This is a genomic window from Leeuwenhoekiella blandensis MED217 (assembly GCF_000152985.1).
GTDB classification, from domain to species: domain Bacteria; phylum Bacteroidota; class Bacteroidia; order Flavobacteriales; family Flavobacteriaceae; genus Leeuwenhoekiella; species Leeuwenhoekiella blandensis.
In genome coordinates this window covers 2,651,663-2,678,022 of record NZ_CH672395.1, presented here as the reverse complement: position 1 = coordinate 2,678,022, position 26,360 = coordinate 2,651,663, and the positions used below count along the sequence as shown (strand labels likewise).

Annotated in this window: 17 protein-coding genes; 8 read left to right on the top strand and 9 right to left on the bottom strand. The window is 39.3% G+C overall.

Annotated features, from left to right (window positions below; genetic code table 11):
* Nucleotides 1-2 precede the first annotated feature (2 nt).
* From MED217_RS11520 to MED217_RS11510, 3 genes are read right to left on the bottom strand one after another with little or no spacing between them, the layout of a single operon-like run.
* Entirely contained in the window at nt 3-2,864 is a 2,862-nt protein-coding gene (locus MED217_RS11520; RefSeq protein ID WP_009780701.1) for a M16 family metallopeptidase, read from the bottom strand.
* Between the two features lie 3 nt (nt 2,865-2,867).
* A complete protein-coding gene (locus MED217_RS11515) occupies nt 2,868-3,440 on the bottom strand; it encodes a mechanosensitive ion channel domain-containing protein (protein ID WP_009780700.1) in 573 nt (190 codons plus the stop codon).
* Nucleotide 3,441: 1 nt separating this feature from the next.
* Entirely contained in the window at nt 3,442-5,913 is a 2,472-nt protein-coding gene (locus MED217_RS11510; protein WP_009780699.1) for a M14 family metallopeptidase, read from the bottom strand.
* Between the two features lie 266 nt (nt 5,914-6,179).
* Here MED217_RS11510 and bshC point away from each other — a divergent pair, with 266 nt between their 5' ends.
* Nucleotides 6,180-7,784, top strand: coding sequence for a bacillithiol biosynthesis cysteine-adding enzyme BshC (gene bshC / locus MED217_RS11505; protein WP_009780698.1), 1,605 nt, complete (start codon nt 6,180-6,182; stop codon nt 7,782-7,784).
* 2 nt (nt 7,785-7,786) lie between these two features.
* On the opposite strand, the gene MED217_RS11500 is transcribed toward bshC, so the two are convergent.
* The 6 genes from MED217_RS11500 to MED217_RS11475 form a co-directional block, all read right to left on the bottom strand.
* On the bottom strand, nt 7,787-8,503 hold the full coding sequence (locus MED217_RS11500) for a YqjF family protein (protein WP_009780697.1): 717 nt from the start codon (nt 8,501-8,503) through the stop codon (nt 7,787-7,789).
* Nucleotides 8,500-8,952: a sterol desaturase family protein gene (locus MED217_RS11495; RefSeq protein WP_009780696.1), complete on the bottom strand. Its 453-nt coding sequence runs from the start codon at nt 8,950-8,952 to the stop codon at nt 8,500-8,502. The genes MED217_RS11500 and MED217_RS11495 overlap by 4 nt, the downstream gene beginning before the upstream one ends.
* Before the next feature lies 1 nt (nt 8,953).
* A complete protein-coding gene (locus MED217_RS11490) occupies nt 8,954-9,793 on the bottom strand; it encodes a phytoene/squalene synthase family protein (RefSeq protein ID WP_009780695.1) in 840 nt (279 codons plus the stop codon).
* Nucleotides 9,794-9,802: 9 nt separating this feature from the next.
* A complete protein-coding gene (locus tag MED217_RS11485; RefSeq protein WP_009780694.1) occupies nt 9,803-11,263 on the bottom strand; it encodes a phytoene desaturase family protein in 1,461 nt (486 codons plus the stop codon).
* A 5-nt stretch (nt 11,264-11,268) separates the two neighbouring features.
* Nucleotides 11,269-12,174, bottom strand: coding sequence for a MerR family transcriptional regulator (locus tag MED217_RS11480; RefSeq protein ID WP_009780693.1), 906 nt, complete (start codon nt 12,172-12,174; stop codon nt 11,269-11,271).
* Between the two features lie 140 nt (nt 12,175-12,314).
* Nucleotides 12,315-13,013 carry an NUDIX hydrolase gene (locus MED217_RS11475; RefSeq protein ID WP_009780692.1) on the bottom strand — a complete coding sequence of 233 codons (699 nt, stop codon included), beginning with the start codon at nt 13,011-13,013 and terminating at the stop codon, nt 12,315-12,317.
* Between the two features lie 222 nt (nt 13,014-13,235).
* Between MED217_RS11475 and MED217_RS11465 the strand changes: the two genes are divergently transcribed.
* The 7 genes from MED217_RS11465 to MED217_RS11435 are packed head-to-tail and all read left to right on the top strand — an operon-like array spanning nt 13,236 to nt 26,359.
* Nucleotides 13,236-16,367 carry a SusC/RagA family TonB-linked outer membrane protein gene (locus MED217_RS11465; protein WP_009780690.1) on the top strand — a complete coding sequence of 1,044 codons (3,132 nt, stop codon included), beginning with the start codon at nt 13,236-13,238 and terminating at the stop codon, nt 16,365-16,367.
* Between the two features lie 12 nt (nt 16,368-16,379).
* Nucleotides 16,380-17,930 carry a RagB/SusD family nutrient uptake outer membrane protein gene (locus tag MED217_RS11460; RefSeq protein ID WP_009780689.1) on the top strand — a complete coding sequence of 517 codons (1,551 nt, stop codon included), beginning with the start codon at nt 16,380-16,382 and terminating at the stop codon, nt 17,928-17,930.
* Between the two features lie 11 nt (nt 17,931-17,941).
* Nucleotides 17,942-21,250 carry a VCBS repeat-containing protein gene (locus tag MED217_RS11455; protein ID WP_009780688.1) on the top strand — a complete coding sequence of 1,103 codons (3,309 nt, stop codon included), beginning with the start codon at nt 17,942-17,944 and terminating at the stop codon, nt 21,248-21,250.
* A gap of 7 nt (nt 21,251-21,257) precedes the next feature.
* On the top strand, nt 21,258-22,808 hold the full coding sequence (locus MED217_RS11450; protein ID WP_009780687.1) for an alpha-N-arabinofuranosidase: 1,551 nt from the start codon (nt 21,258-21,260) through the stop codon (nt 22,806-22,808).
* A 10-nt stretch (nt 22,809-22,818) separates the two neighbouring features.
* Nucleotides 22,819-24,360: an arabinan endo-1,5-alpha-L-arabinosidase gene (locus MED217_RS11445; protein WP_009780686.1), complete on the top strand. Its 1,542-nt coding sequence runs from the start codon at nt 22,819-22,821 to the stop codon at nt 24,358-24,360.
* Between the two features lies 1 nt (nt 24,361).
* Nucleotides 24,362-25,375: a glycoside hydrolase family 43 protein gene (locus MED217_RS11440; RefSeq protein ID WP_009780685.1), complete on the top strand. Its 1,014-nt coding sequence runs from the start codon at nt 24,362-24,364 to the stop codon at nt 25,373-25,375.
* Between the two features lie 3 nt (nt 25,376-25,378).
* Nucleotides 25,379-26,359, top strand: coding sequence for an arabinan endo-1,5-alpha-L-arabinosidase (locus tag MED217_RS11435; protein WP_009780684.1), 981 nt, complete (start codon nt 25,379-25,381; stop codon nt 26,357-26,359).
* Nucleotide 26,360 lies beyond the last annotated feature (1 nt).

Sequence of the window (26,360 nt, the reverse complement as noted above, 5' to 3'; positions counted from 1 at the left end):
CTTTATTTCTTAAGAGGTTTTTGAGGCTCTAAATTTTGATCAACCAATTCTACGTCAAGACCTAAATCCTGAACTTTTTTAAGTTGTGTTTTAGCATCACCTACAATTACATATATGAGTTTTGAAGGATCAGCATATTTTTCACCAAGTGCCTTGAGTTCGTCAAGTTCGATTGATTTTATCGTTTCTTGTTGTTTTAAAATATAATCCGGCTCATAGTTTAAAGTAGCGATCTCGCTCAGGTAGTTGAGTTTTGCTCTGGGAGTTTCAAAACTACGAGCGCCACTTTTGATAAAATACCCTTTAGTGAGTTCCAGATCCTCTGCGCTTAGATCTTGTGCATACGAACTCATAATATCACGTACAAGCTCAGTGCTTTCTGCAGTAACGTTACTTCTAACGCCACTTGTTACAAGAAAAGGGCCGGGGAGTTGTGAACCTTCAAATCTCGAACGCACACCATAGGTGTATCCTTTAGTTTCGCGCAGTATTTGAGTAAGCTCACTTGCAAAACCACCACCACCTAAGCGATAGTTCATCATTTGTGCGGGCAGAAATTCTGGATCTGTCGCGGCTAATGCAACATAACCAAAGCGCAATTGGGATTGCTTAGCATCAGGAATGTCTATAAAATAGATCTTGCCACGGTCAAGATTAGCTTCTATCGAAGGCATAGGTACTTCAACATCTTTTGCTTTCCAGTTGGTCGCAAGCGGTGCGATAGCGTCTTTTACCTGATCAAGATCAACAGCACCTACAAGCTCAAGATCACTCAAATTGGGAACAAGATTGTTATAGAAGGCTTTTACATCCTCGAGCGTAAGTGCTTCAACACTTTCTGTAGTTCCTAGAATGTTTTTAGCCAACTGATGATCGGTACCATAAATAGCTTTTGAGAACGCAAGATTTGCAATACTTCCCGGGTCTGCTTTTTGCTGCTCAAGGCGCGTAAGTAATTCCTTTTTCTGAAGTTCAAACTCTGCTTTGTCCCATCTAGGCTGAAGTAAAATCTCAGCAACAATTTGCATGGTTTCATCAAAATTCCGCGCAAGCGTACTTCCGCTAAGCGTTAGCGCTTCTTGACCGGCGTATGCATAAACTGAAGCTCCCAATAAATCTAAAGCTTCTTCTAACGCAGCAATAGTCTTATCCTGAGTTCCCTTCGTGAGTAAATTAGCCGTAAGATATGCGACACCGCTTTGGTCTTTGGGTTCTATAAGTTGGCCTCCTTTGACGCTGAGACTAAAGTTCACTAGAGGAACCTCGTCGCTGGTGTCGCCGTAAATGTGTAATCCGTTATCAAGTGCTTCGCTCCAAACTTCAGGCACTTTAAGCTGCGGGCTGGCACCATATGGCGGTTCAATGCTTCGATCAAAAGAAGAAGGTGTGCGCTCATAATCTGCTGCGAGAGAAGGATCAAAGCTTTCTTCGGCACCATTAACGATTTGTTCTTCTACAACTTCGGCTTCTGTTGCATCACTTAACGCCAGATCTTTATCCCCTTTAGGAACAAAACTCGTCGCAACAAAGTTTTTATTCTGAACGTATTGCTCATAAACTCGGTTTACGTCTTCTATCGTGACATTCTGAATTTGTTTGATGTCTTCATTGATATAGCCGGGATCTCCTGCAAAAATTTGGTATTGCGCCAACTGAAATCCTTTACCTAAAACACTGCTCAAACTGTTGTAAAAGCGTGTTTCTTGTTTTGCTTTGATGCGGTCAAGATCATCTTGTGACATACCTGCATTTTCAAAATCGTCAAAAGCTTTGTAAACACCTGCTTTTACAGAATCGAGATCAACACCGGGATTGGCTCTCACGCTTAGCGTAAACTCACCGGCAAGCTCAGAACCGCCATAACGTAAACTCGGGTTGTTAGCCAGTTGCATTTCATCGGTAAGGATTTTATTTAAGGGTGCTTTTTTTCCGTTTGAGAGATAATCGGCGAGCACTTCTAGCGCATACGAGTCTTTTGTATATTCAGGAGGAGCAGGCCAAGTCATCGTAAGTTGCGGCAAGCGCGCAAAATTATCTTCATAATACAAACTTTTTGATTCAGCAAGTTGCGGAATACGAACGGGTAAGTCCTCTACATCCTCGCCTCGTGGAATTTCACCAAAGTATTTCTCGATCCATTCTTTGGTTTGCGCGGTATCAAAATCACCGGCGATGGTCAACGTGACGTTGTTAGGAACATACCAGCGGTTGTAAAAATCTTTGACGTCTTGCAAGGTTGCATTTTGTAAATCTTCTAATGAACCAATGACTTGCCAGTTGTAAGGATGATCTGCGGGATATAAATTTTTATGCGTTACATAACGCTGGTGGCCGTAAGGGCGGTTGTCATAGCTTTGACGTTTTTCGTTTTTTACGACTTGTTTTTCTTTAGCTAAAACAGGTTCGGTTACCGTATTGATGAAATAACCCAGCTTGTCTGCCTCTGCCCAAATCATTTTTTCTAGCGCATCGCTAGGAACTGTCTGAAAATAGTTGGTTCGGTCGCGGTTGGTAGAACCATTGGCACCGCTTCCACCTACACGTGCGCTTAATTGATCTAAGCCTCCTTTTCCTAAATTTTCTGACTCTAAAAAGAGCAAATGTTCAAAAAGATGCGCAAAACCTGTGCGTCCTTCTTTTTCTCTGGCAGAACCTACGTGGGCTGTAAGCGCAACACCAACGACGGGATCTGAAGTGTCTTTGTGTAGAATAACCGTTAGACCGTTATCGAGTTTATACTCTTCAAAAGCTACTGAAAAGTCAGTTTCAGTTTGCTGCGATTCTTGATCAGAATTGTGGTCATTGCCTTTACAAGCTGCTAAAGCCAAAAAAGACAGCAATAGATATACTTTAGTTTTTTTCATAGATTAATCTTGAGCGTTGTTATCGCTAGGGGTGTTTTTATTTTCTTCAATGGTTTCGTTTTCGATCGCTTCAAAAAACTCTTCAGGCTCCATAATGCGCATGGTTTTTTGAGCTACGATCGTATTGGCTAATGTGTAAACGTGGTTGTCTTTATTCCGCAGGTGCAGAAAAAATAAGGTGATATTTTCTACGCGACCGGCCATCGGGAAATCTTTATCTACGATCTCAACATAATCTCCAATTTTTAACGGATGGTTGAAAAACAGGATCAAACCTGAAGTGATATTGCTCAATAAAGACCATTGTGCAAAAAAGGCAACTCCCAGCAAGGTGATCACCGAACCTATCCCGGCAATAACTTGTTGTCCCGTAAGTCCCCACACCACAATAAGACACAAGCCCAAAATCATAAAAAACAGAATGTTGAGCACTTTGATCGTAAGTTGCTTACGTGTGATGTCAAAATTTGCACGTTTGTAACGGCTAATGATAAGTTTTGAAACCACGTAACGAATGACCACGAGTACTAGAAGAAGTACAAGCGATTCGATTATTTTTAATTCAATGGGATTCAAATTAGTCTCTGTAGGTATTTGGGTTATTTAAAAACAGTGCATTTACAAAGAAGAGTTTTCCGTTTTCCCAGAACGCTCTAAACAACGGGTCGTCTACCATATACGTGATAGTCCCGCGTCCCATAGGTTCTACTCCAAACACAAGACTGTTGCTCAAATGCTTTAAAGCATCAGCGCCGGCAAAGCCTGATACACGCTGCGGAGTTTCGTCAAGATACGCTACGTTGTAACCGCGGTCTAGCAGCGCATAGGCGTCGCTTCCTATTTTTAAACTGTAATAGGTGTCGTCATATCCAAAAGCTAATGGATGTGTTGCATCTACATTGGTTTTAAAAATGCTTCCACTTATCAAATTTTTAGCAATTTGTTGCTCACGATCAGCGTAAGGGATAATTTTATCTGCAAGACTGTCTTCATTTTGTTCAGATGGAATGCGTTTTAGCTGAAAGCCTTCTTTATCAGCAAAAACATTGAGCGCGTTGTCAAGTGCAATGATGTTTCCGCCGCTGCGCACCCAAGACTTTAGTTGATCAAGTACATTATTGTCGATGCGGTATCTTCCGCTAGGAAAAACCAAAACATCATAATCACTAAAATTAACACGACCCAGATCATCAACGTTGATCGAGGTAACAGGATATTCTAATTGCTGCTCAAAGAAATGCCACGTGGCACCATAACTCAAAGATGAAGTTTGTTCTCCCGTTAACAAACCAATTTTAGCTTTATTGATAAGTTTTACCGAAGATGAACCAAAATCAGGTCCGGCTGAAGCAAAACTTGTAGGAACAGCGGTAAGCGTTCGATCAAATTCATTGGCAATTTCAATAAGCTTTGTATCAAAATCAGCATTTGGATTGTCACTGCGTGTAACAATCAAGGAGCCGCTTGGATATGCAACTCCTGAGTTTGTAAACGGTTTTTCAGAAAAGCGTACTTTAATCTTAGCTTGAAGCAATGCACTCAAAAAGCGAGCATCTGTCATACTGTTCCATTTTGAAATGTATCCTGCAGCAGTCTTTGAGATGGTGTTTCGCTTTGGAGTTTTAGTTACTGCTTCTTGAGTATTTACCGCCTTAGTACTAGCGACCGCATTAAGACCATAAGCATAAGGTAAACTCCAGGCAGTGATGTCATATGTAAGCGGAGTAGAAAGTGCTGCTTCGGGTTCAAAAAGTACATGAACCAATTTACCTTTAGGTTGGTCTGTACTCACACTCAACGCTTGTTCATAAGATAAACTTCCGTTTTCTTGGGTGTCGTAAGCATATCCTGAACTGGTACCGTTTCCGCTTAGCTGATATTCTATTTCGTGTACATCGAGTAAGCTTGCTAAAGCATTAAGATGATCTTGTTCGCCGGTTAGGGTGAAGGTTTTGTAGGTTACATCAGGATTGCTGTAGTATTTTTTGAATTCTGTGTTGAGACGATCAACGTTGTTGGTAGCCATTTCTACGGTAGAAATTCCTGTAGTAAAGTGATGTGCCACCCGGTCTACTAAGGTTAAAACAGTTCCATCTGCTTTTTTAATCCCTAGACCTGCGCGGCCACCGCCGGCTTGCTCATAGGTCATTCCAATGGTTCCTGTGTAAGTAGGGTAGGTATCGCCATAACTCGGGTAGAGGAGGTCAAAAACTTCGCGGGTGAAGAATAACCAGCCGTTTTGATCAAAATACTTGGCGTGATTGGTTCCTATTTCTTGCTGAAATTCAAACTGGAAAGGAGTAATGATCTCGTGATATGGCTTGGCTGCCGGAGCAAAATAATACGGACTGTTGATTCCTTGTTCGTGAAAATCAACATGAATGTGGGGCATCCAACGGTTATAGACTTTTAAGCGTTGTTGTGTTTCTTTTTGCGTAGCCCAAGCCCAATCGCGGTTTAAGTCAAATAAATAATGATTAGCACGCCCGCCAGGCCAAGGTTCGTTGTGCTCAGCAGCATTAGGATTGGTATCGTAAGGTGTAGCTTTTACTTTATTGTACCAGTTGGCATAGCGATCACGACCATCAGGATTGATACACGGATCAATAATAACCACCGTATTTTCTAGCCAATCTTTTTTTTCGGTAATGAGTTCATATAAAGTGAGCATAGAAGCTTCGGTACTGCTCGCCTCGTTTCCGTGCACGTTATAACTAAGCCATACGATTGCTTTATCGGGGTTGGCTGTTCCTTCTTGAATCCCTGTGTTTTTTAAGTGATCGGTACGAATGCTTTCAATATTCGCTTGATTCTGCGGACTAGTAACAATTGCGTAGGTGAGCGGTCGGCGTTCATTGGTGCGACCATATTCTTTATAAGTTACCCAATCAGAATTTTGAGCTACATGCTCAAAATAGGCCACCACATCGGCGTGTCTTGAAAATTGAGTTCCAACGGTATAACCTAAAAATTCTTCCGGAGATTTAACATCTTGAGCAAAGCACAAGCTGCTGAAAATAAAAGCGACGAAAAAGGTAAATTTCTGCATACAATAATAGGGTTAGTAAACAGTAAATCTACTAAAATTGAACCTAAGTGTTGTCGTTGAATTAACGTAAATTTGGGCCTCACATCGCGCTAGGACTCTTATTTTTGCTTGTTTTAAATTTTTAGAAATTAAACGAGTATTCTTTAAGAATGCGTTGAATATTTGGGTTGAAAATTTATTAAATTCCCAATTCGGGAAAATCCAAATAAGAACTATTTCATTTAACCTTATATTTTTAAGGCTATTTACCCTAAATAAGAACGTTAATGTCTATACATCATATTCCGTATCAAGAGACCGGTTATTATTCTAAACTTATTTGTGATTATCTGGAACAAAAAGATGCATTAAAATCTTTTTATGGCAATTTTCCGAATCTTGAAAATTTTAAGGAGCAGATCGAGCAAAAGCAATTTGCAGAGGAAAACCGCGAAGTTTTAGTAAAGGCAGTACGAAATCAGTACAAAAATATTGATTTACATGATGCCGTAGATAATGCGCTAAACCGGCTAGCACTACCCAACACGTTTACTGTAACCACGGGACATCAACTTAACTTATTTACAGGGCCATTGTATTTTTTATACAAGATTGTAAGTACGATCAATTTAGCCAAACAATTAAGCAGAACTTATCCTGAACAAGATTTTGTGCCGGTATATTGGATGGCTACCGAAGATCACGATTTTGAGGAAATCAATTATTTTAATTTCCGCGGAAAGAAAATCAAATGGAACAGAGCAGATATTCAGGATAATGATAAAGGTGCTGTAGGCGAACTTTCAACTGAAGGATTAAGCGAGGTTTACCAACTTATTTGTTCTGAATTTGGAACGACCAAAATGGGCACATCCTTGTGTACCCTTTTTGAAGAAGCTTATCTCAAGCACGATAATTTAACCGAAGCTACCCGGTTTTTAGCCAATAGCTTATTCGCAGCATACGGATTGATTATCGTTGATGGAAACGATGCCGATTTGAAGCGTGTATTTATGCCTTACCTGAAGCAGGAGTTACTTGAACAAAAAGCATTTGATACCGTTCAAAAACAAGCTGAAGCTTTGCAAAAAGCAGGTTATGGAGTTCAAGTAAATGCTAGAGAGATCAACCTGTTTTACCTGGCTGATGGCTTACGTGAGCGAATTATTGAAAAGGAAGGAAGCTTCTTTGTTAACGACACAGAACTTAAATTTTCAAAAGAAGAGTTGCTCTTAGAGTTGGAGAATCATCCTGAGCGTTTTAGTCCCAATGTGATTATGCGACCATTATATCAAGAAGTCATACTTCCCAATTTGGCTTACATTGGAGGAGGAGGAGAGTTGGCATATTGGCTGGAGTTAAAGACCTTTTTTGATGAGGTTGAAGTGCAGTTTCCAATGTTGATGCTGCGCAATTCAGCCTTACTCATCACAGATAAGCAGCAACAAAAATTAGAGAAACTCGACCTGTCTATCGCCGATCTATTTCTTGATCAAAATGACTTGGTGAACCGAAAGATCAGAAAGATTTCTAATATCGATATTGATTTTTCTCCTCAAAAACAACATTTAGTACGTCAGTTTGAAGCGCTTTATAACATAGCAGAAGAAACCGATGCTTCCTTTATTGGTGCTGTAAAAGCTCAGGAAGTAAAACAGTTAAAAGGTTTAGAACACTTAGAAAAACGGCTTTTAAAAGCTCAAAAGAAAAAATTGAGCGATCACGTAAAGCGGTTTGTAGCTATACAAAATGAATTGTTTCCGCAAGAGAATTTGCAGGAGCGTACGACCAATTTTTCTGAATTTTACCTGGAGTATGGAGATCGTTTACTTGAAGATTTGTTCGAGGCGCTAGATCCGTTAGATTATAGATTTACGATTCTCTCAAAATAGTTCTAATTGCCTTTGATCAACTTTTTACCTTCAATACTTATCGCAGAACCATCCATACATTGAATACTGTCAGGTTGAGCAGTGGTTAAGTCTTGAAAATCATCTCCATAGAGTTTTGCAAAGTCGAAAACGATTTCGTGATCAAGGATTTTATAAGATTTCCATAGCGGATGTCGTACTTCATATTCCCAGCTTGTTGTAGGTGTTTTGTAGCTGTAACCCCAGAAATGTTCGGTAATAAATTGGGTGATGCTTCCTTGCTCATAGGGTTCGGGTTCCGGGCTTGTCGCAACTTGAATAAGCTGCCAGTTCTCTTCTAGATCCAGACCATAGCTGATAAAATTTTCCTCTTCGGTCAAATCGTGTTTATAGTGCATTTTATGCACGCTGTATTTCTCATTATACAGTGTATTAGCAACCCAAGCAATAGCGGGTTTTTCAACAATTTCTGAAATGAATACCGTGCCGCGTTTCCATTGAGAGCCGTCAAAATGCTTGACGTAAAAACGCAAATTAATCTCTTCAAAACGTTTATGAAAAGGGATGGTAATTCCTTTCAGTTTTACATCATCAAACAAAAAACCTACGAGACTTACATAGCACTTACCTTCAAAAAAATCAAGCTCGGTGTGCGCAGGTACATAAGGCTCTAAAATAGCCGGATCAATAGCATAATTGACAAAGCAGAGTTTCTTCCAAGATGCTGTGAGAAAACTCATTTAGTTTTGAAGTATTTTGTAGGAGGAAGCAACATTCCAAAACACTCTCCATCCTCTTTACCTAAATGCTTGTGATGTATTTTGTGTGCGCGACGAATGCCTTTGGCGTACCAGTTATTGGCATTTCTAAAAAGTTTAAAGCGCTGATGAATAAAGATATCGTGAACCATAAAATAGGTAAAGCCGTAAGCAAAGATACCAAGACCAATTGGCAAGCCTATCCAAACATTTTCGTATTGCCACAGGAGAAAACATCCTATACTTATAAGCGCATAAAAGATGAAGAAAAAATCATTGCGCTCCCACCACGAGCCGTGATCTTTATGGTGATGATCGCGGTGCAACACCCATAAAAAACCGTGCATGACGTACTTATGGGTAAACCAAGCCATAAATTCCATAATCGTGAAGGTAAGCAGGAAAACTACGATCCAAAGAAGGGTTTGCATTTTAAATTAGGTTTAGTCTGTATTTTACATAGCTGCGTGCTAAAAGTGAAGCCTTAACATAATTAGGAACACGTATGCGCGCATTTTTGATTTCTAAAGAAGGCGTACTTTTTAATTTACTCAGTAATTTTCGGTAGTAACGGTATGCCGTGTAGACGCCAAATTTAGCTTCTACAGGCAATTTACAAATCCCCGAAAGACCTTTTGCAAAATCTGCCTCAATTTCTTCAATAATTTTTTGTTTTGAAACTTCGTCTAATTCGTTGAGATCGGTATTAGGAAAATAGGTTCTACTCAACTCCTCAAAATCTGCTTTTAGATCCCTAAGGAAATTAACTTTTTGAAAAGCAGAGCCTAAACTCATCGCACTTTCTTTAAGCTCTTCATATTTTTGACGATCACCTTTCACAAAAACTGTGAGACACATAAGTCCAACGACATCAGCAGAACCGTAGATATAGTTATTATACTCTTCCTGAGTAAGGTATTTGCTTTTAGAAAGATCGAGTCGCATACTGTGCATAAAAGCATCAACCAAGTGTTTTTCTATTTTGAACTTATGAAAAGTATACTGAAATGAATTGAGAATAGGATTAAGACTGATCTTATCATTTAGAGCATTTTCAAGATCCTGCTCAAAACGATTGAAGAGCGTTTCTTTATCATATGCATGAAACGTGTCTACGATCTCATCAGCAAAACGTACAAAGCCATAAATGTTATGTATGTGTTGTCTGATGCTGGGAGCCAGCATTCGGGTTGCTGTTGAAAATGATGTGCTGTAGGATCGTGTTACCGTTTCCGAACAGGCTTGCGATACATTGTCAAAAATTTGTTTCATTTCTTTTTCTTAGTCATTTTTTGTTATTAGACCGGCCACAAGTTTACCGGAAATCAGTGCAGGAGGCACTCCCGGACCGGGAACCGTTAACTGACCTGTAAAGTATAAGTTGTCTACCTTTTTACTTTTTAATTTTGGTCTTAAAAACGCAGTCTGTAATAACGTATTTGCTAATCCGTAAGCGTTACCCTTGTATGAATTGTACTGTTCTACAAAGTCTTTGACACAAAAGGACTCTTTAAATATAATGTTTTTTTTGACCGTTTGTCCGGTAAGCTTTTCAAGCCTGTTCATTATAATTTCAAAATATTGCGCTCTAAGTGCTTCAGAATCTTCAATTCCCGGAGCTAAGGGTATAAGAAAGAATCCCGCTTCTTTTCCTTCGGGAGCCATACTGGCATCGGTTATCGAAGGGAAATTAGCATAGAAAAGTGGGGCTTCTGGCCACTTTGGTTTGTCGTATATTTCAACTGCATGCTTTTCAAAGTCGGTATCAAAAAAGAGCGTATGATGATTAACACGTTCTAATTTTTTATCAAAGCCTACGTAAAATAATAATGAAGATGGAGCAAATGTCTTTGAATCCCAATAACTTTCAGAATATTGACGCAGTGCTTCTGGAAGTAAGGTTTCTGTATGGTGATAATCTGCGCCGCTCAATACGATGTCAGAAAGAATTTCTTCTCCATTGATCTGAACTCCAATAGCTTTTTTATTTTCGGTTAAAATGCGTTCTACAGGACTGTCTGTGTACAAATGCACACCTAATTCTTTGGCAAGTTGTACCATACCTTCAATGACGGCGTGCATTCCTTTTTGTGGATGAAAGGTGCCTATGCCAAAATCGGCAAAGTTCATAAAACTGTAAAAGGAAGGGGTGTCGCTAGGCTTAGCACCTAAAAAGAGCACCGGAAATTCTAGTATTTCAATTAATTTGGGGTTTTTGAAAGCTTTACGCACATCTTTGCTAATCGTACTAAAAAAGCTTCCAATTCTTTTGATCGTTGCCGGAGTAACAAGTTCTAGAGGAGAGACGCCCGGACGATATACTAAGTCTTTAATGGCAACCTCATAATGATCTGCCGCATCATCTATAAATTCCTGAAGCTTTTGTGCACTTCCGGGCTCAATAGCTTCAAAAGTCTTTTTGATTTTTTCTAGAGAATCTTCGATAAGTATCGAATCGTTCTCACCGAAGTAAACGCGGTATGCAGGATTGAGCTTTTCTAACGCATAAAAATCCGAGGTCTTCTTATTAAAATCTGCAAAAAACCTATCAAAAACATCAGGCATCCAATACCAGGACGGCCCCATATCAAACGTGAATCCGTCTCGTTTATATTGTCTGGCTCTCCCTCCTAAACTGCTGTTTTTCTCATAGACGTGAACCTCGTGACCGGCTTGCGCCAGATAACTTGCAGCGGCAAGTGAAGAAAATCCAGATCCTAGTATGGTGATTTTTTTTGGCATAAATATCAGTTGAGCGTCGCAGTTAAAGCGTCTATAGTTTTTAAAATTTGAACATTAGCAGGAAGTTCTTTTTGATCAACTTTCTGAACAATTCTTCCCATTAGATATAAGGGGATATTTTCTTCTTCAATCGTTTTGTTAAAATCTTCAGCAAACTGTTTTACGCTTGTATCACAAGGATTTACCGTAAGATAGGAAATGAAGTGTGGATTGTGCTGTGTGTTTACGATGTATTTCAGATTTTCAATGTGCATATTCTGTCCCAGATAAACACACTTATAACCTCTGGATTCAAGCTCATAATTGAGGAACATCAATCCCAAATCGTGAATTTCATTTTCAGGGAGAAACAAAATAAATATCTTGTCAGTCTCTTTTGAAGTTGTTTCTGAACAGGCATCAAGATTGATCAAAATCTTCTGTTTAATAAGATTTGAAATGAAATGCTCGTGTGCAGGATTAACAACTCCGGCCTGCCATAAAAGCCCGATTTTTTCTAAAAGCGGAATGAAAACCTCAAAAAATACGGACCTAAAATCAAGGGTTTTTCGCAATTGATTATAGGTCTGAGAAAACAAGCGCTGATCGAAATTCATCATCGCGATGTTAAACGAATTGATTGCGTGATGATTAGTTCCCAGATCTTTCTCTTCAACAATTTCTGCAACTAAAGAAGCGATTTCATCACTCGAGTTTTTTGCAATCTTCGAAATTTTAAAATTGTGATCCAGTAAGAAGGTCACGTTGAGCAATTTTTGAAGATCTTCGAGAGAATAGGTGCGAATGTTGGTAGGAGTTCGCTCCGGTTCTAAAAGGTTGTATCGACGTTCCCACATTCTAATCGTATGGGCTTTTATGCCACCAAAACTTTCTAGGTCTTTGATGCTAAACGTTGATTTTACCGTATTCATAATGTCTTTTGACTAAATCTTATAATATCAAAAGTACAGTTTTGTTTAATAGAATTTGTAAAAACTTCAACAAAACGAAAACTTTAGCATTGCTTTAAGAAAGTCAAAAAACAGCGAGGAAAGTTGAATATAAATGGAGACTAAATTTTAAATGTAATGCCGTCTTCTACATTACGATCGTATTTTTCTTTATCAAATTGATAGAGATACGAGCCTTTTCTGGAAGAAGACATGTCTTTCTCTTCAAGCTTAACGAGGACATCGAGACCATTAACTTTATTGATAAAGTTACGCTTATCTAGTTTTTCATTAAGAATGGACTCATAAAGTTTCTGTAGCTGGCGCATCGTAAATTTTTCTGGAAGTAATTCAAAACCGATAGGTTTTGAAATTGCACGTCTGCGTAATCTTAAGATCGCCTTGTTTACCATCGCATCATGGTCAAAGATGAGCGACGGAGCTTTGTCTATACTGAACCATTTTGCAGAATATTGTTCAATCAAATCTTTGTCGTGGTCTTCTATATTGATAAGCGCATAATAAGCAACAGAAAGTGTACGTTCAGCCGGATCACGATCTACCTTACTAAAGTTGTAAAGCTGCTCCATGTAGATTTTATCAATACCTGTAAGATGGTGCAAAATGCGGTTGGCAGCGTCGTCAAGTGTTTCTGTTCTTTTTAGAAATCCACCTATCAAAGACCATTTGCCTTTTTCGGGTTCAAAATCCCGCTTAACCAACAAGATTTTTAAGTCTTCCTGGTCAAATCCAAAAATGATACAATCTACGGCAAGAAGTACTTTGTCTTCAGAATTGTAATTATTAAGAACATCAGTCATTTTGGAACGCTATAGAATAAAAGTAAAGATATGATTTAAGGGTAAAAATAAAATAAATGTTAATAATACAATAATAAAAATCGATATCGAATTACCGAAAACAGAAAAAATATAAACAATGTTTAAAATTTCCTTAAAATAAATTTGTTTGATTGAGATATCTTTACTTACATTTGGAAATGTAAAATACACACTTATAATTAACTTTAAACTTTTATTAACATGAAGCAAAACAAACTTTATGATTGTCTTTGCGTTTTTAAATTTCTCTTTAAGAAAGGGATATTTCTTCTCGCAGTTGTTTTAGCACCTTTGGTGAGTGCTCAAGCACAAGAAAGCAAGACCATTACAGGTACTGTCCTGTCTTCAAATGGTAATATGCCTATTCCCGGAGTAAACGTTCTTGTAGAGGGGACTACTACCGGTGCTGTTACCGATTTTGACGGTAATTTTTCTATTCAAGCTAGCGCAAACGATGTATTAGTGTTTACCTACCTTGGATTTCAAGAACAACGCATTACTGTAGGGGATCAAACCTCGCTTACCGTTACCCTCGAAGAAGCTTTGTCAAATCTTGACGAAGTCGTTGTAGTTGGATATGGTACACAGCGAAAGTCAGATCTAACCGGTGCCGTGAGCGTTGTAGATACTGAGGAAATGACCAAGCAAGCCTCAAATGATGTGACTCAAATGATGCAAGGTCGTGTTGCTGGTGTAACTATTACCAGTGATGGTCAGCCAGGTGCAGCTCCTAGTGTTCGTATTAGAGGTGTGGCAACTTTTGGTATAGGCGCGAGTGCAGAGCCTTTATATGTTGTTGATGGCGTTCCTGTAGACGGGATTAGAGATGTTAACCCTAACGATATCGAGTCAATTCAGGTATTGAAAGATGCATCTGCAGGTGCTATTTATGGTAACAGAGCAGGTAATGGTGTTATCATTATTACCACTAAGGGTGGAAAAAAAGGACAAAAACTCACCTTTAATCTTTCATCTTACTATGGTGTTCAGAACATCACGCAGAAGCTTCCGCTTCTTGATAGAGAAGGATATCAGACTATCAATAGAGAGTTGATTAATAATGGTAATGCACAACTTCCTGCTGGTGCAGCATTAACACCAATTCCTTTAGGGAATGATCCTAACTCGCCAAGTTTTATAGATGATATTAATACAGATTGGCAAGATGAAGGTTATACTTCAGGTTTTATTCAGAATCATAACCTTAATGCTGCCGGTGGTACTGAGAACACAACCTATTTTGTCTCTCTCGATTACTTAGACAACCAAGGAACGTTAGTAGGACAAGGTCCAAATTATACACGCTACTCTTTTAGAGTAAATACTGAAGCTGAAGTTGGTAAATTTACTATTGGTGAGAATATGTTCTTTGTGCGTTCAGACGAAAATCCTTTATTCAACACTGCTTCTATCAATTTACCTGGAGGTAGACCAACATTAGTGAACGACTTATTACAAGCAGCGCCAACTATACCATTAAGAGATCCAAATCGTTTAGGAGGATTTGGAGGTGCAGATGCAACCGTACATCAGTCTATCACGCTTAACGTACCAGGTATAAATACATTAGTTGAGAATGAATCTAAGGTAAATAGATTAAATGCCAATTTGTATTTGCAATTTGAACCAATCGAAGGTTTAGCTCTAAAGTCTAGTGCATCTTATAACACAACTAATATTGAAGGGCAATTATTTGTTCCGGAATATGACTTGGGGTATTTTTTCCCAAATCCATTGGCGCAGTTACGTGTGGTTAATACTAACATAGATCGATTTTTGATCGAAAACACGATTAACTTCAACAAGGAATTTGACAAGCACAACCTATCTGTATTAGTAGGGCAAACGTATCAAAAAGATAATTTTAGAGCCATTACAACAGTAGGTGGAGGTTTGACAGCGCCTTATATCAAGAACTTGGAAAACGCTACAGACTTTAGTGTTTTTGACAATATTCAGGAGTCTGCTTTGTATTCTTATTTAGGAAGGGTGAATTACTCTTTTGATGACAAGTATTTCTTTACAGGTAACATACGATATGATGGTTCGTCAAGATTCAACCCTGATGTGCGTTATGAATTTTTCCCATCGGTTTCTGCTGCTTGGAAAATTCACAATGAATTTGAATTACCAGACTTTATTACAAGCCTTAAATTAAGAGGTGGTTGGGGTGAAGTAGGTAACCAAGAAATTGGAAACTACCTATTCCAAAGAACTGTTAACAGAGGTATTCCTTATCAATTTTCTGGAGGTCCAACGGTTATTGGTTCTGCTGTAACCCAACTTATTGATGAGGACATCAGATGGGAAACCAGAAGAACTAGCAGTATTGGTCTTGATGCTTCGTTGTTTAATGGAGGTCTAGATTTTACAGCAGAATACTACAGAAACACTTCAGAAGACGTTTTGGTAAATATTCCGGTTCCTTTTACAAATATTGTGGGTGCATTTAACTCTGAGATTTTGTCAAATGCAGGATCTATTAGAAACTCAGGTATAGAATTATCTGCGGTTTACAGACAGTTCATTGGTGATGATTTCTCATTTGAAATCGCTCCAAACTTCTATACCGTAAAGAATGAAATACTAGATATAGGTAACCAAGATTTTATTAGCGGTACAGGCTCGAGAAATATCGTTGGTCGTTCTTTAGGTGAACATTATGGTTGGGTGTATGACGGTATATTTCAAACAAATGATGAAATAGCAAATTCACCAACGCAACAGCCTGGTACACGTCCTGGAGATATCAAATTTAGAGATATAAGCGGACCTGACGGAACTCCTGATGGCGTAATTAATGATGCAGACCGTACCTTCTTAGGTCAGGGCTTGCCAACCTATTATTACGGGATCAATATTACGGCCAGATATAAAAACTTTGACTTTACCATTTTCGGACAAGGAAGTGGAGGTAACTTGATCAACAGTAACTTATATCGCGGTCTAATGCCTACTTCTGGATATACTAACTGGCACGAGGATATTTTAAATCGTTGGACGCCAGATAATACCAATACCACTGTGCCACGAGTAGTGTTTGGAGATCCTAACCAAAATGGCCGAAACTCTAACAGACCGGGATGGTTACAAGACGGAGATTACTTTAGAATCAATACGATTTCTTTAGGATACAGTCTTCCTAATGATTTTATCAGTAAAATTTCAATGTCTAGCGCAAGGTTTTATGTGACTTTGCAGAATGTTGCTGTTCTTTCAAAATACAAAGGATATAATCCAGATTTTCAAGCTGGTGTCTTAAATCCTGGTTTTGATTTTGGTACCTATCCAAGACCTATGACAACCATGTTAGGGGTTCAATTAAAATTTTAAAAGCTTAGAAAAATGAAAACAAATTTTATAAAATCATTGTTTCTTGTAGTTGGTATCACCGCATTTATTTCTTGTGATGATCAACTAGACATCGAGAACACAAACAGGCTTGCTGAGGAAGAATATTATCAGACCGAAGCAGAGGCCCAAGCTACAGTAGATGCCATTTATAATGGACTTATTATAGACGGGAATTATCAGAGAATGATTCCGGCAATTAATGATGCCAGAGGAGATGAAACAAGATCAAGAAGTCCGTGGGCATTTTTGATCGGGACTGCAAATTTTACAATTCCTCCTACACAGCCAGATGTACAAATTGCCTATTTAGGTTTTTATACTGTTATCAATAGAGCCAATCAAGCGCTTGCGGCTATAGACCGTATCGAGGATATTGATCCGGAGCTTAGAGAACGTCTTATAGGACAAGCTTATTTCTTAAGAGCTTTGACCTATTTCAACGCTACTAATATTTTTGATAATGTCCCTCTGGTGTTAGAAGTACAATCAGGATCTGAAAGTTTTTTCCCTTCAAATCAAGAAACAACTCAAGCAGATATTTATGCGCAGGTTGAGGCAGATTTAAATATGGCAATTGAGCGACTACCGGTAAATTACGATGATCCTTCTTGGCCAGATTTTGGTCAGGATGCGCGTGCTACTTTGGGTGCTGCGAATTCATTAATGGGTAAGCTTAAATTGTATCAAGGTGATTACGAAGGAGCGTTGCCGTATTTTGAAAGCGTAGTAAATTCTAATGTATATGATCTAGCGCCTAATTATGGGGATTTATTTTCTCAAGATCCGGCACTAGAAAATGCTAACCCGGGTAGAATATTCTGGGCAGAATTTACACAAAGCCAAAACGTTGACTTTAACTGGGGTGGAGACCCTACGGTCAACTGGAGACAGTTTTCTGCAATCGCACCTACATATTCTGGAGCAGATTTTTACGACTTCTTTCCTACTCAATTCTTAGTGAATGAAATGAAACAAGAAAGAACCGTTGATGACGAACTAGATCCAAGATATCCTGCTACAATCTTATCTTATCTTCCAGAAGAAGGTTTGACTCAAGCTTATGGTAGAGAATTCTTCTTAGATCAAAATGAAAATTACATTGCCAAGTATACGTTGGCTAATACAGGAGGAGATCCTTTTACCTGTGGTATAAATTATCATATCATACGTTTTGCAGATGTCTTGCTAATGTATGCTGAATGTTTAGCGAATACAGGCAATATTCCTCTTGCGGCGTCTCAAGTTCAGCGTGTAAGAGACCGCGTGAATCTTCCGGATCGTGAAGCAGAATTTGCAGGTTATAACCTTTCTCAATTTATGGAGCAGTTAGATCACGAGCGAATCACTGAATTATCGATTGAAGGTTTACGTTGGTATGATATAAAAAGATGGGGTTATTTAGATGATCCTGCAAAATTGAGTGAGCTTCAGGACAATGATTCTGATTTTGCTACCTATTCATCAAATAGAAAGTTTCAACCTATTCCTCAGAATGAGCTAGATAGAAACCCTAATTTGATAGGAAATTCAGCTAATCAATAAAATCCTTTCTGTTGAAAATCAATAATCTATTTGTTTTAGTATTTGCCCTTGTGGTAAGTTCTTGTGCAGATAATAAAAAATCTGAGACGCTCTTTGAGCGTCTCAGTGCTTCTTATACAGGTATTGATTTTGAGAATACAATAACCACAAACGACTCGATCAACATACTCAATTATGAGTATCTCTATAATGGAGGCGGAGTAGGAGTTGGTGATTTTAATAAGGATAACCTGCCTGATGTTTTCTTCAGTGGCAATCTTACTTCGGGTAAACTTTATCTCAATAAAGGAGCTTTAAAGTTTGAAGATATCACGTCTGCTTCTGGTATAAATACTTCCGGAAAGTGGACAACCGGGGTAAGTGTTATTGATGTGAATCAGGATGGTTATGATGATGTTTATTTAAGTGTGGGCGGAATGGGGAACAAAAGCGAGTTCCCCAATCTGCTTTACATTAATAACGGAGATTTAACTTTTACTGAAGCTGCAGCAGAATATGGCTTGGCAGATCAGGGAGAATCCATTCAAGCCGTATTCTTTGATTATGATCTGGACGGAGATCTGGATATGTATTTATTAACCGGTGGTGGATTTGAAAATTCAGCGATTAGCGTTAGAGCTATGCAGACCAATGGAACTGCAAGAAACACAGATCGTTTATATCGCAATGATTACAATGAGAAACTGGGACATCCGGTTTTTACAAATGTTTCGGCAGAAGCCGGAATCACTTTTGAAGGTTTTGGATTAGGCGTTTCGGTATTAGATGCCAATAACGACAACTGGCCAGACCTTTATATTTCTAATGATTACTTATCAAGAGATTTACTCTATGTAAATCAACAAAATGGAACATTTAACGAAGAGGGCTTGACATATTTTGGGCATATGAGTCACTTTTCTATGGGGAATGATGTAGCAGATATTGATAACGACGGTTTTACAGATGTAATTACCGTAGATATGTTGCCCGAAGATTTAAAACGAAGAAAATTAATGTCTGGAGCAAATTCTTACGACATATTTCAGATTGCCTTGCGCTATGGCTACGGGCATCAGTATATGCGTAATATGCTTCAGCATAATAACGGTGACGGGACCTATAGCGAGATAGGTCAGTTTGCCGGTATAGATAAAACAGATTGGAGTTGGGCTCCACTGCTTGCAGATTTTGACAACGATGGGTTTAATGATCTTTACATAACAAACGGTTTTGGCAAAGACATTACCGATATGGATTTTGTGAAATTCAGAGAAAGCAAAAGTTCGTCTTTTGGTAGTGGTGGTGAATTGCAAAAAGCAGTTAAAGATTGTCTAACCACACGCCCGGCAATTAAAGTAGCCAACTATGCATTTAAAAATGTAGATGGGCAGTCATTTACTAAAAATATTGAAGCCTGGGGTTTTGAAGAAGCTTCTATTTCAAGTGGTGCGGTGTATGCCGATTTTGATAATGATGGGGATCTTGACCTTATGGCAAGCAATATTAACGCTCCGGCTTTTGTTTATAAAAATACCCTCAATGATAGTTTAGGACTGCAGACTAACTATTTAAAAGTGGATCTACAAGGTTCAAAAAATAATTTAAAAGGAATTGGCGCAACTGTACGTGTTTATTCAGGCAGTACTGAAAGGATAAGAGTCAATAATCCGGTGCGCGGTTTTCAAAGTACGGTGAGTACTACCTTACACTTCGGATTGAAAGATCATAGAACTATAGACAGTTTGATCGTGCAATGGCCAGATGGTAAAAAGTCTATTGAACGCAATATTAAAGTCAATGGGCTCTTGACAGTATCTTATGATGAGGCAAATTATATTCCTCAAGATACAACTGATCAAGCTAGTTTTTTAACGCGTGTTGAAGCCATTGATTATGAGCATAAAGACCGTTTCAATAACGATTATGCTACACAACCTTTGCTTATGCATAAATACTCAGAGCAAGGTCCAAGTCTGGCAGTAGGAGATTTAAACGGAGATGGTCTCGAAGATGTATTCATCGGCGGAAGCTACGGTGAAAATTCTACTATTTTATATCAACAAAAGGATTACACTTTTAAAAAGCAAGAACTCCCGGAAACAGAACTTTTTGAAGATGGGGAGGCTGTTATTTTTGATGCAAACAATGACGGTAAATTAGATCTTTATGTCACCAGCGGTGGATCTGAGCGCTATGCCGGTCACAAGGCTTATCAAGATCGCTTGTATTTCAATACCGCTTCAGGTTTTGTAGCGCAGCCACTGCCGGAGATGCTTACGAGCACATATGCTGTAGCAGCTGCAGATTTTGATAACGATGGGTTTGTAGATCTTTTTGTGGGAGGACGCGTCGTTCCCGGGAAATTTCCGACGACACCAGAGAGTTATATTCTGAAAAATAAGGGTGGAAATTTTGTAGATGTGACGGCTGAGGTTTGTCCGTTGCTTCAAAATGCGGGAATGGTAACTGACGCTGCTTTTAGTGATTACAACAAGGACGGAAATATCGATCTCATTCTTGCGGGCGAATTTATGCCAATAACTGTACTGGAAAATACAGGTAATACGTTTGAAAATAAAACCGAAGCACTCGGACTGAGCAAAACAACAGGTTTATGGAATAGCATTGCTGCAGCCGACTTTGATAATGATGGAGATATAGATTTTGTAGCAGGAAATATAGGATTAAATACCATGCTAAATTCGGGTCAAAATAAAGCATTAAAGGTCGATTATGCCGATTTTGATAACAATGGCTATGTAGATCCTATCTTCTCGAAGTATGAGGAAGGTGCTTATTTTCCGATAGCAACGCTAGACCAACTTACCCAGCAGTTGCCGCAATTGAAAAAGAACTTCTTGTATTATCACAAATTTGCACAAGCAACCACAAGTGAGTTGCTTCAGCTCTTAAAAACTCCTTTCAAGACCTTAGAAGCAAAAGAATTACGTAGTATTTTTATAGAACAAAAGGATACGGGTTTTGAAGTTTTACCACTACCAAATGCCGTGCAGCTAGCACCTGTTAATAGTATTCTAGTCGAAGACTTAAACCAAGATGGATTTCCAGATCTTTTACTAGTAGGTAATGATTATAGTGCCGAAGTCAATGGAGGACGCTATGATGCTTCATTCGGTACGACTTTGATAAATACCAAAGATGGAAATTTTACAGAAGTATCTCGTAAAAAATCTGGTTTTACAGTGGCAGGAGATTCAAAAAGTATAGTGAAAGTTTCAACAAAGGACAGCAACTTGATACTTGTTGGCCGCAACGGTGAAACCTTGACGACCTTTAAATTTAAAAATACAAACACACACAATTTAAACACCAAATAATTCAATTATGATGAACAAACTACAAATTATTGGTGCATTTGTAATTGCATTTTGCAGCGTTTCGTTGCTTAATGCTCAGGATGCGACCATCACCGTAAAACCTTCAAAGGATGCGCCTACGATTAGTAAACATATTTATGGGCATTTTGCAGAACACTTAGGACGTTCTATTTATGATGGCTTTTTTGTTGGGAAAGATAGTCCTATTCCAAATACAGACGGCGTACGTAATGATTTGATTGAAGCTTTAAAAGAGATCAAAATTCCTAACCTGAGATGGCCCGGAGGTTGTTTTGCAGATACGTATCATTGGAAAGATGGTATTGGGCCACAAGAAGATCGTCCTACAATCGTAAATACGTGGTGGGGTGGCGTGACCGAAGACAACAGTTTTGGTACCCACGACTTCTTGAACCTTTGTGAAGTACTGGAAACTGAGCCGTACTTGGCAGGAAATGTAGGTAGTGGTACTGTTAAAGAATTGGCAGATTGGGTTCAATATGTAAATCACGACGGTACAAGCCCGATGGCCGACTTGCGTAAACAAAATGGCCGCGAGAAATCCTGGGGCGTTACCTATTGGGGTGTAGGAAATGAAATGTGGGGCTGTGGCGGAAATATGGAGCCGGAGTTCTACGCAAACTTATACCGCCAGTATGCAACATTTATGGGCAGCTGGAATAATGAAGCCGGTTTATACCGAATCGCATCTGGAGCGAATAGCGCAGATTACAACTGGACCGAGGTGTTGATGAAAAACATCCCTAAAAGCTTGTTAGATGGTGTTGCATTACATCACTATTCTGTAATTGATTGGAATAAGAAAGGACCGGATGTTGATTTTACCGAAGATCATTATTTCACCACAATGAAGTCGAGCCTGTTTATGGATCAATTGATCACCAAGCACGTGGCGATTATGGATAAATATGACAAGAAGAAAGAAGTAGATCTTGTTGTTGACGAGTGGGGTGGATGGTACGAAGTGCAAGAAGGTACAAATCCCGGATTTTTGTATCAACAAAATACGATGCGTGATGCGATGATCGCTGGTACAACTTTGAACATTTTTAATAATCACAGTGATCGTGTTAAAATGGCAAACCTTGCGCAAACGGTAAATGTACTTCAGGCAGTTGCTTTGACTAAAGGTGAGCAAATGATCTTAACGCCAACGTATCATATCTTAAAAATGTACACAGTACATCACGATGCACAGCTTATTCCGCTAGATTTAGATACGCCAGATTATGAGTATAATGGCGATACGCTTCCTGCAATTTCAGCTTCGGCTTCAAAAGATGCTGAAGGCAAAACGCACATTTCGCTGGTAAACATAGATGCACATAAAGAAAACACCGTGAGCATCGATCTTAGCGCATTGAATATCAAAGATTTTTCTGCTGAAATTTTAGCTTCAGATAAACTACAGGACCACAATTCTTTTGAAGACCCTGAGCATATCATGCCTGAAGGATTTAAGGATTTTAAATTTAAAAAAGGTGTGCTAGAAGTTACGTTACCGGCATTTTCGGTAGTGGTTTTAGAAGGAAAATAAACCTATTGCTATGAAAAAGAATAAAGAAATTACAAGTATACTGTATAAGGGGCTTTTTGTCTTTTGGTGTGCATTGGCAATTTCTTGCTCATCAGATTCACCGGTTGAAGAAACGGGTGAAGAGCCTGAAAAACCAACGTCTCCTGAAGAACCTGAAGAGCCCGAGGAGCCTGTAGCGGCAAAAGTCTATACGGTAGACAATATTACAGATACGTATTATGATGTTGCCGGCGTTGAGAACATTGCAAACTGGGGTCCCTATAACGTGCACGATCCTTCGGTGATCAAAGTGGGTAATACGTATTATTGTTATAATACAGACGTGTCTTTTGGTTCAGAAGTGCGTCCCGGAATCCAGATTCGTAAATCAGAAGATTTGATCAACTGGGAATGGATCGGTTGGGCTTTTAGCGGGTTACCGGCAAAAGGGGCTGCCTACATCAGAAGCAAAGGCGGGACACCTTTTCAAGCGCTTTGGGCGCCGTATGTGATGAAAGTTGGTGAGGAGTATCGTTTATATTATTCGTTATCCTCATCTACCGGAAGATTGAGTACGATGGGACTTGCTACTTCAGACAATCCTGAAGGACCTTGGGTAGAAAAAGATTTAGTGGTTTCTTCAGAACCTGGAGGTGCCGTGCAAACCAATGCGATAGATCCTTCTGTTGTGGTGACGCCAGAAGGCGAACATTGGTTCTACTACGGTTCTGCTTACGATGGAATCTACAAATTGAAATTAAATCCAGAAACCGGTCTGGCTGCAAATCCCGGAGATAAAGGCAGTAGAGTCGCACAACGCGGTTTTACTAACGGTATCGTAAACGGAAATATCGAAGGGCCCGAGGTGATCTATAATGAAGATCAGAACAAGTATTATATGTTTATTGCCTACGACTGGTTGCAAACCAAGTACAACGTGCGCGTAGGCCGAAGCGATTCTCCAGACGGGCCATTTTACGATTATAATGGTTTAGATATTAACACTGAAGAAGATAACGGTCCCATGATTCTGGCGCCTTATCGTTTTGATGAGCACTCAGGTTGGCAAGGAGTTTCGCATCCCGGCGTTTTTAAAGATGATAGTGGTCAATATTATATGGCGCATCAAGGAAGACCAGGTGAAAATAGTTTCTTTATGGTATTGCACGTGCGTAAAATCCATTGGACCGAAGATGGTTGGCCTCTTGTTTCACCAGAGCGTTTTGCCAATGTAGCACAGACAGCGATAAACAAAGAGGATCTAGTCGGAAACTATGAGCAGATCATTTTTGGTTACACTGTTACGCCGGGATATGCTGATGAACAGCGCTATCCTGATTTTCAAAACTCGATAGATCTCACGTTAAATGCTGACGGAAGTATCAATTCTAACGCCAATGATGTGTGGAGTTATGATGCACCTTGGTTAACTTTAAATTTTGGTGACGGAACCTTTGTAGATAAACTCTATGTTGAACGTGGCCGTGATTGGGAAAATGAAGTAGAATCTACCATTTTACTTTCAGGATTAAATAATGAAGGAACTGCCATTTGGGGCAAAAAAATAAACTAAAATGAAAGGATATTTTTATTCACTTTGTGCAGCAGCTGCACTTTTCACAAGCTGTAAAACCACAGCACAAACAGAAGAAGTAAGTGTAGAACGTGGTCAGGCACTTTTTGAAGAGCTTGAAGCTTCTTATAACAATCCGATTATAAAAGACAAATACACTGCAGATCCTGCTGCTTTGGTTCACGATGGTCGTGTGTATATTTATGCCGGTCACGATCAGGCGCCAGACGATCAGGAACGTTACATTATGAATGAGTGGTTGCTGTTTTCTTCAGATGATATGGTCAACTGGAAAGAACATCCCGTGCCGCTAAAACCTACCGATTTTGACTGGGCAATTCATTCAGCTTGGGCTGCGGAAGTGGTGGAGAAGGATGGTAAGTTTTACTGGTTTGTAACGGTTCAACATAATGAGTCAAAACACGGTAAAGCAATTGGTGTAGCCGTGGCAGACAGTCCGGAGGGACCTTGGAAAGACGCTATAGGCAAAGCTTTGATCACTAACGATATGACCACACAAACAAAAATTAGTTGGGATGATATTGATCCAACAGTTTTTATTGATGATGATGGCACTCCGTATTTATATTGGGGAAATCAAGTGTGTAAATACGTAAAGTTAAAAGACAATATGATCGAGATGGACGGTCCTATCCAGACAGTTGACCTTCCTAAATTTACTGAAGCACCATACATTCATAAACGTGGCGACTGGTATTATCTTTCTTATGCTTATGATTTTCCTGAGAAAACCGCCTATGCAATGTCAAAATCAATTACCGGTCCGTGGGAATATAAAGGGATTTTAAATGAAGTTGCGGGTAACAGCAATACCAATCATCAGTCGATTATTGAATTTAAAGACAAGTGGTATTTCGTTTATCATAACGGAAGCATTCCAACACACGGTAGTAGTTTTCACCGTTCGGTATGTGTAGATCGTTTATACTACAACGAAGACGGGACGATCAAACGCATCGTGATGACTTCAGAAGGAATTCAACCAGAAAACTAAACTATGAAAACGCTCTTTACCTTTTTTAGTTTTTTAGTTCTCAACAGCCTTTTTGCACAAGACATCCGCGTTCACGATCCGGTTGCGATCAAGCAGGGTGATACCTATTATCTCTTTTGCACCGGAAGAGGAATTTCAGTATTCAGTTCGCCCGATTTAAAAAACTGGGAAAAAGAACCTCAAGTATTTACGGAAGAACCGGTTTGGGCAGATGATGTTGCGGCAGATTTCAATAATCATATTTGGGCTCCGGATATTACGTTTCACAACGGCAAATACTATTTATATTATTCGGTTTCTGCTTTTGCAAAGAATACTTCGGCCATCGGTTTGACGATCAATACGACCCTTGATGCAGATGATCCTAATTACAAATGGGAAGATCAGGGTATCGTGATCCAGTCGGTTCCTAATCGCGATTTATGGAATGCCATTGATCCTAATTTGATTTTTGACGAGAATGATACGCCGTATCTGGCATTTGGTTCCTTTTGGGAAGGATTAAAAATGGTAAAGCTTTCAGAGGATTTGAAAGCTATCGCGCAGCCGCAAGAATGGCATACGATTGCGCGCCGGGAACGTTCTTTTGATCTGGCAGATGCCAATCCCGGAGATGCAGCGCTAGAAGCGCCTTTCATCTTCAAAAAAGGAGATTGGTATTATGAGTTTTTGTCTTGGGATTTATGCTGTCGCGGTGAAAACAGCACCTACAAAGTAGTGGTTGGGCGATCTAAAAGCGCGACCGGTCCTTATGTAGATAAAGAAGGTGTTGCCTTAAATAACGGTGGCGGAACCTTGATCATCGAAGGAAATGAAAATTGGTATGGCGCGGGGCACAACAGTACTTACACGTTCGACGGAAAGGATTACATCATTTTTCACGCGTATGATGCTAATGATAATGGCGCACCAAAATTAAAAATTGCTGAGCTTCAGTGGGATGCTGAAGACTGGCCAACTTTAAAAGATAATGTCCTTGATTAAA

Coding starts and splice junctions, on each gene's coding strand:
- MED217_RS11520 (WP_009780701.1), bottom strand. CDS start 2,864: ATGAAAAAAACTAAAGTATATCTATTGCTGTCTTTTTTGGCTTTAGCA.
- MED217_RS11510 (WP_009780699.1), bottom strand. CDS start 5,913: ATGCAGAAATTTACCTTTTTCGTCGCTTTTATTTTCAGCAGCTTGTGC.
- bshC (WP_009780698.1), top strand. CDS start 6,180: ATGTCTATACATCATATTCCGTATCAAGAGACCGGTTATTATTCTAAA.
- MED217_RS11500 (WP_009780697.1), bottom strand. CDS start 8,503: ATGAGTTTTCTCACAGCATCTTGGAAGAAACTCTGCTTTGTCAATTAT.
- MED217_RS11495 (WP_009780696.1), bottom strand. CDS start 8,952: ATGCAAACCCTTCTTTGGATCGTAGTTTTCCTGCTTACCTTCACGATT.
- MED217_RS11490 (WP_009780695.1), bottom strand. CDS start 9,793: ATGAAACAAATTTTTGACAATGTATCGCAAGCCTGTTCGGAAACGGTA.
- MED217_RS11485 (WP_009780694.1), bottom strand. CDS start 11,263: ATGCCAAAAAAAATCACCATACTAGGATCTGGATTTTCTTCACTTGCC.
- MED217_RS11480 (WP_009780693.1), bottom strand. CDS start 12,174: ATGAATACGGTAAAATCAACGTTTAGCATCAAAGACCTAGAAAGTTTT.
- MED217_RS11475 (WP_009780692.1), bottom strand. CDS start 13,013: ATGACTGATGTTCTTAATAATTACAATTCTGAAGACAAAGTACTTCTT.
- MED217_RS11465 (WP_009780690.1), top strand. CDS start 13,236: ATGAAGCAAAACAAACTTTATGATTGTCTTTGCGTTTTTAAATTTCTC.
- MED217_RS11460 (WP_009780689.1), top strand. CDS start 16,380: ATGAAAACAAATTTTATAAAATCATTGTTTCTTGTAGTTGGTATCACC.
- MED217_RS11450 (WP_009780687.1), top strand. CDS start 21,258: ATGATGAACAAACTACAAATTATTGGTGCATTTGTAATTGCATTTTGC.
- MED217_RS11445 (WP_009780686.1), top strand. CDS start 22,819: ATGAAAAAGAATAAAGAAATTACAAGTATACTGTATAAGGGGCTTTTT.
- MED217_RS11440 (WP_009780685.1), top strand. CDS start 24,362: ATGAAAGGATATTTTTATTCACTTTGTGCAGCAGCTGCACTTTTCACA.
- MED217_RS11435 (WP_009780684.1), top strand. CDS start 25,379: ATGAAAACGCTCTTTACCTTTTTTAGTTTTTTAGTTCTCAACAGCCTT.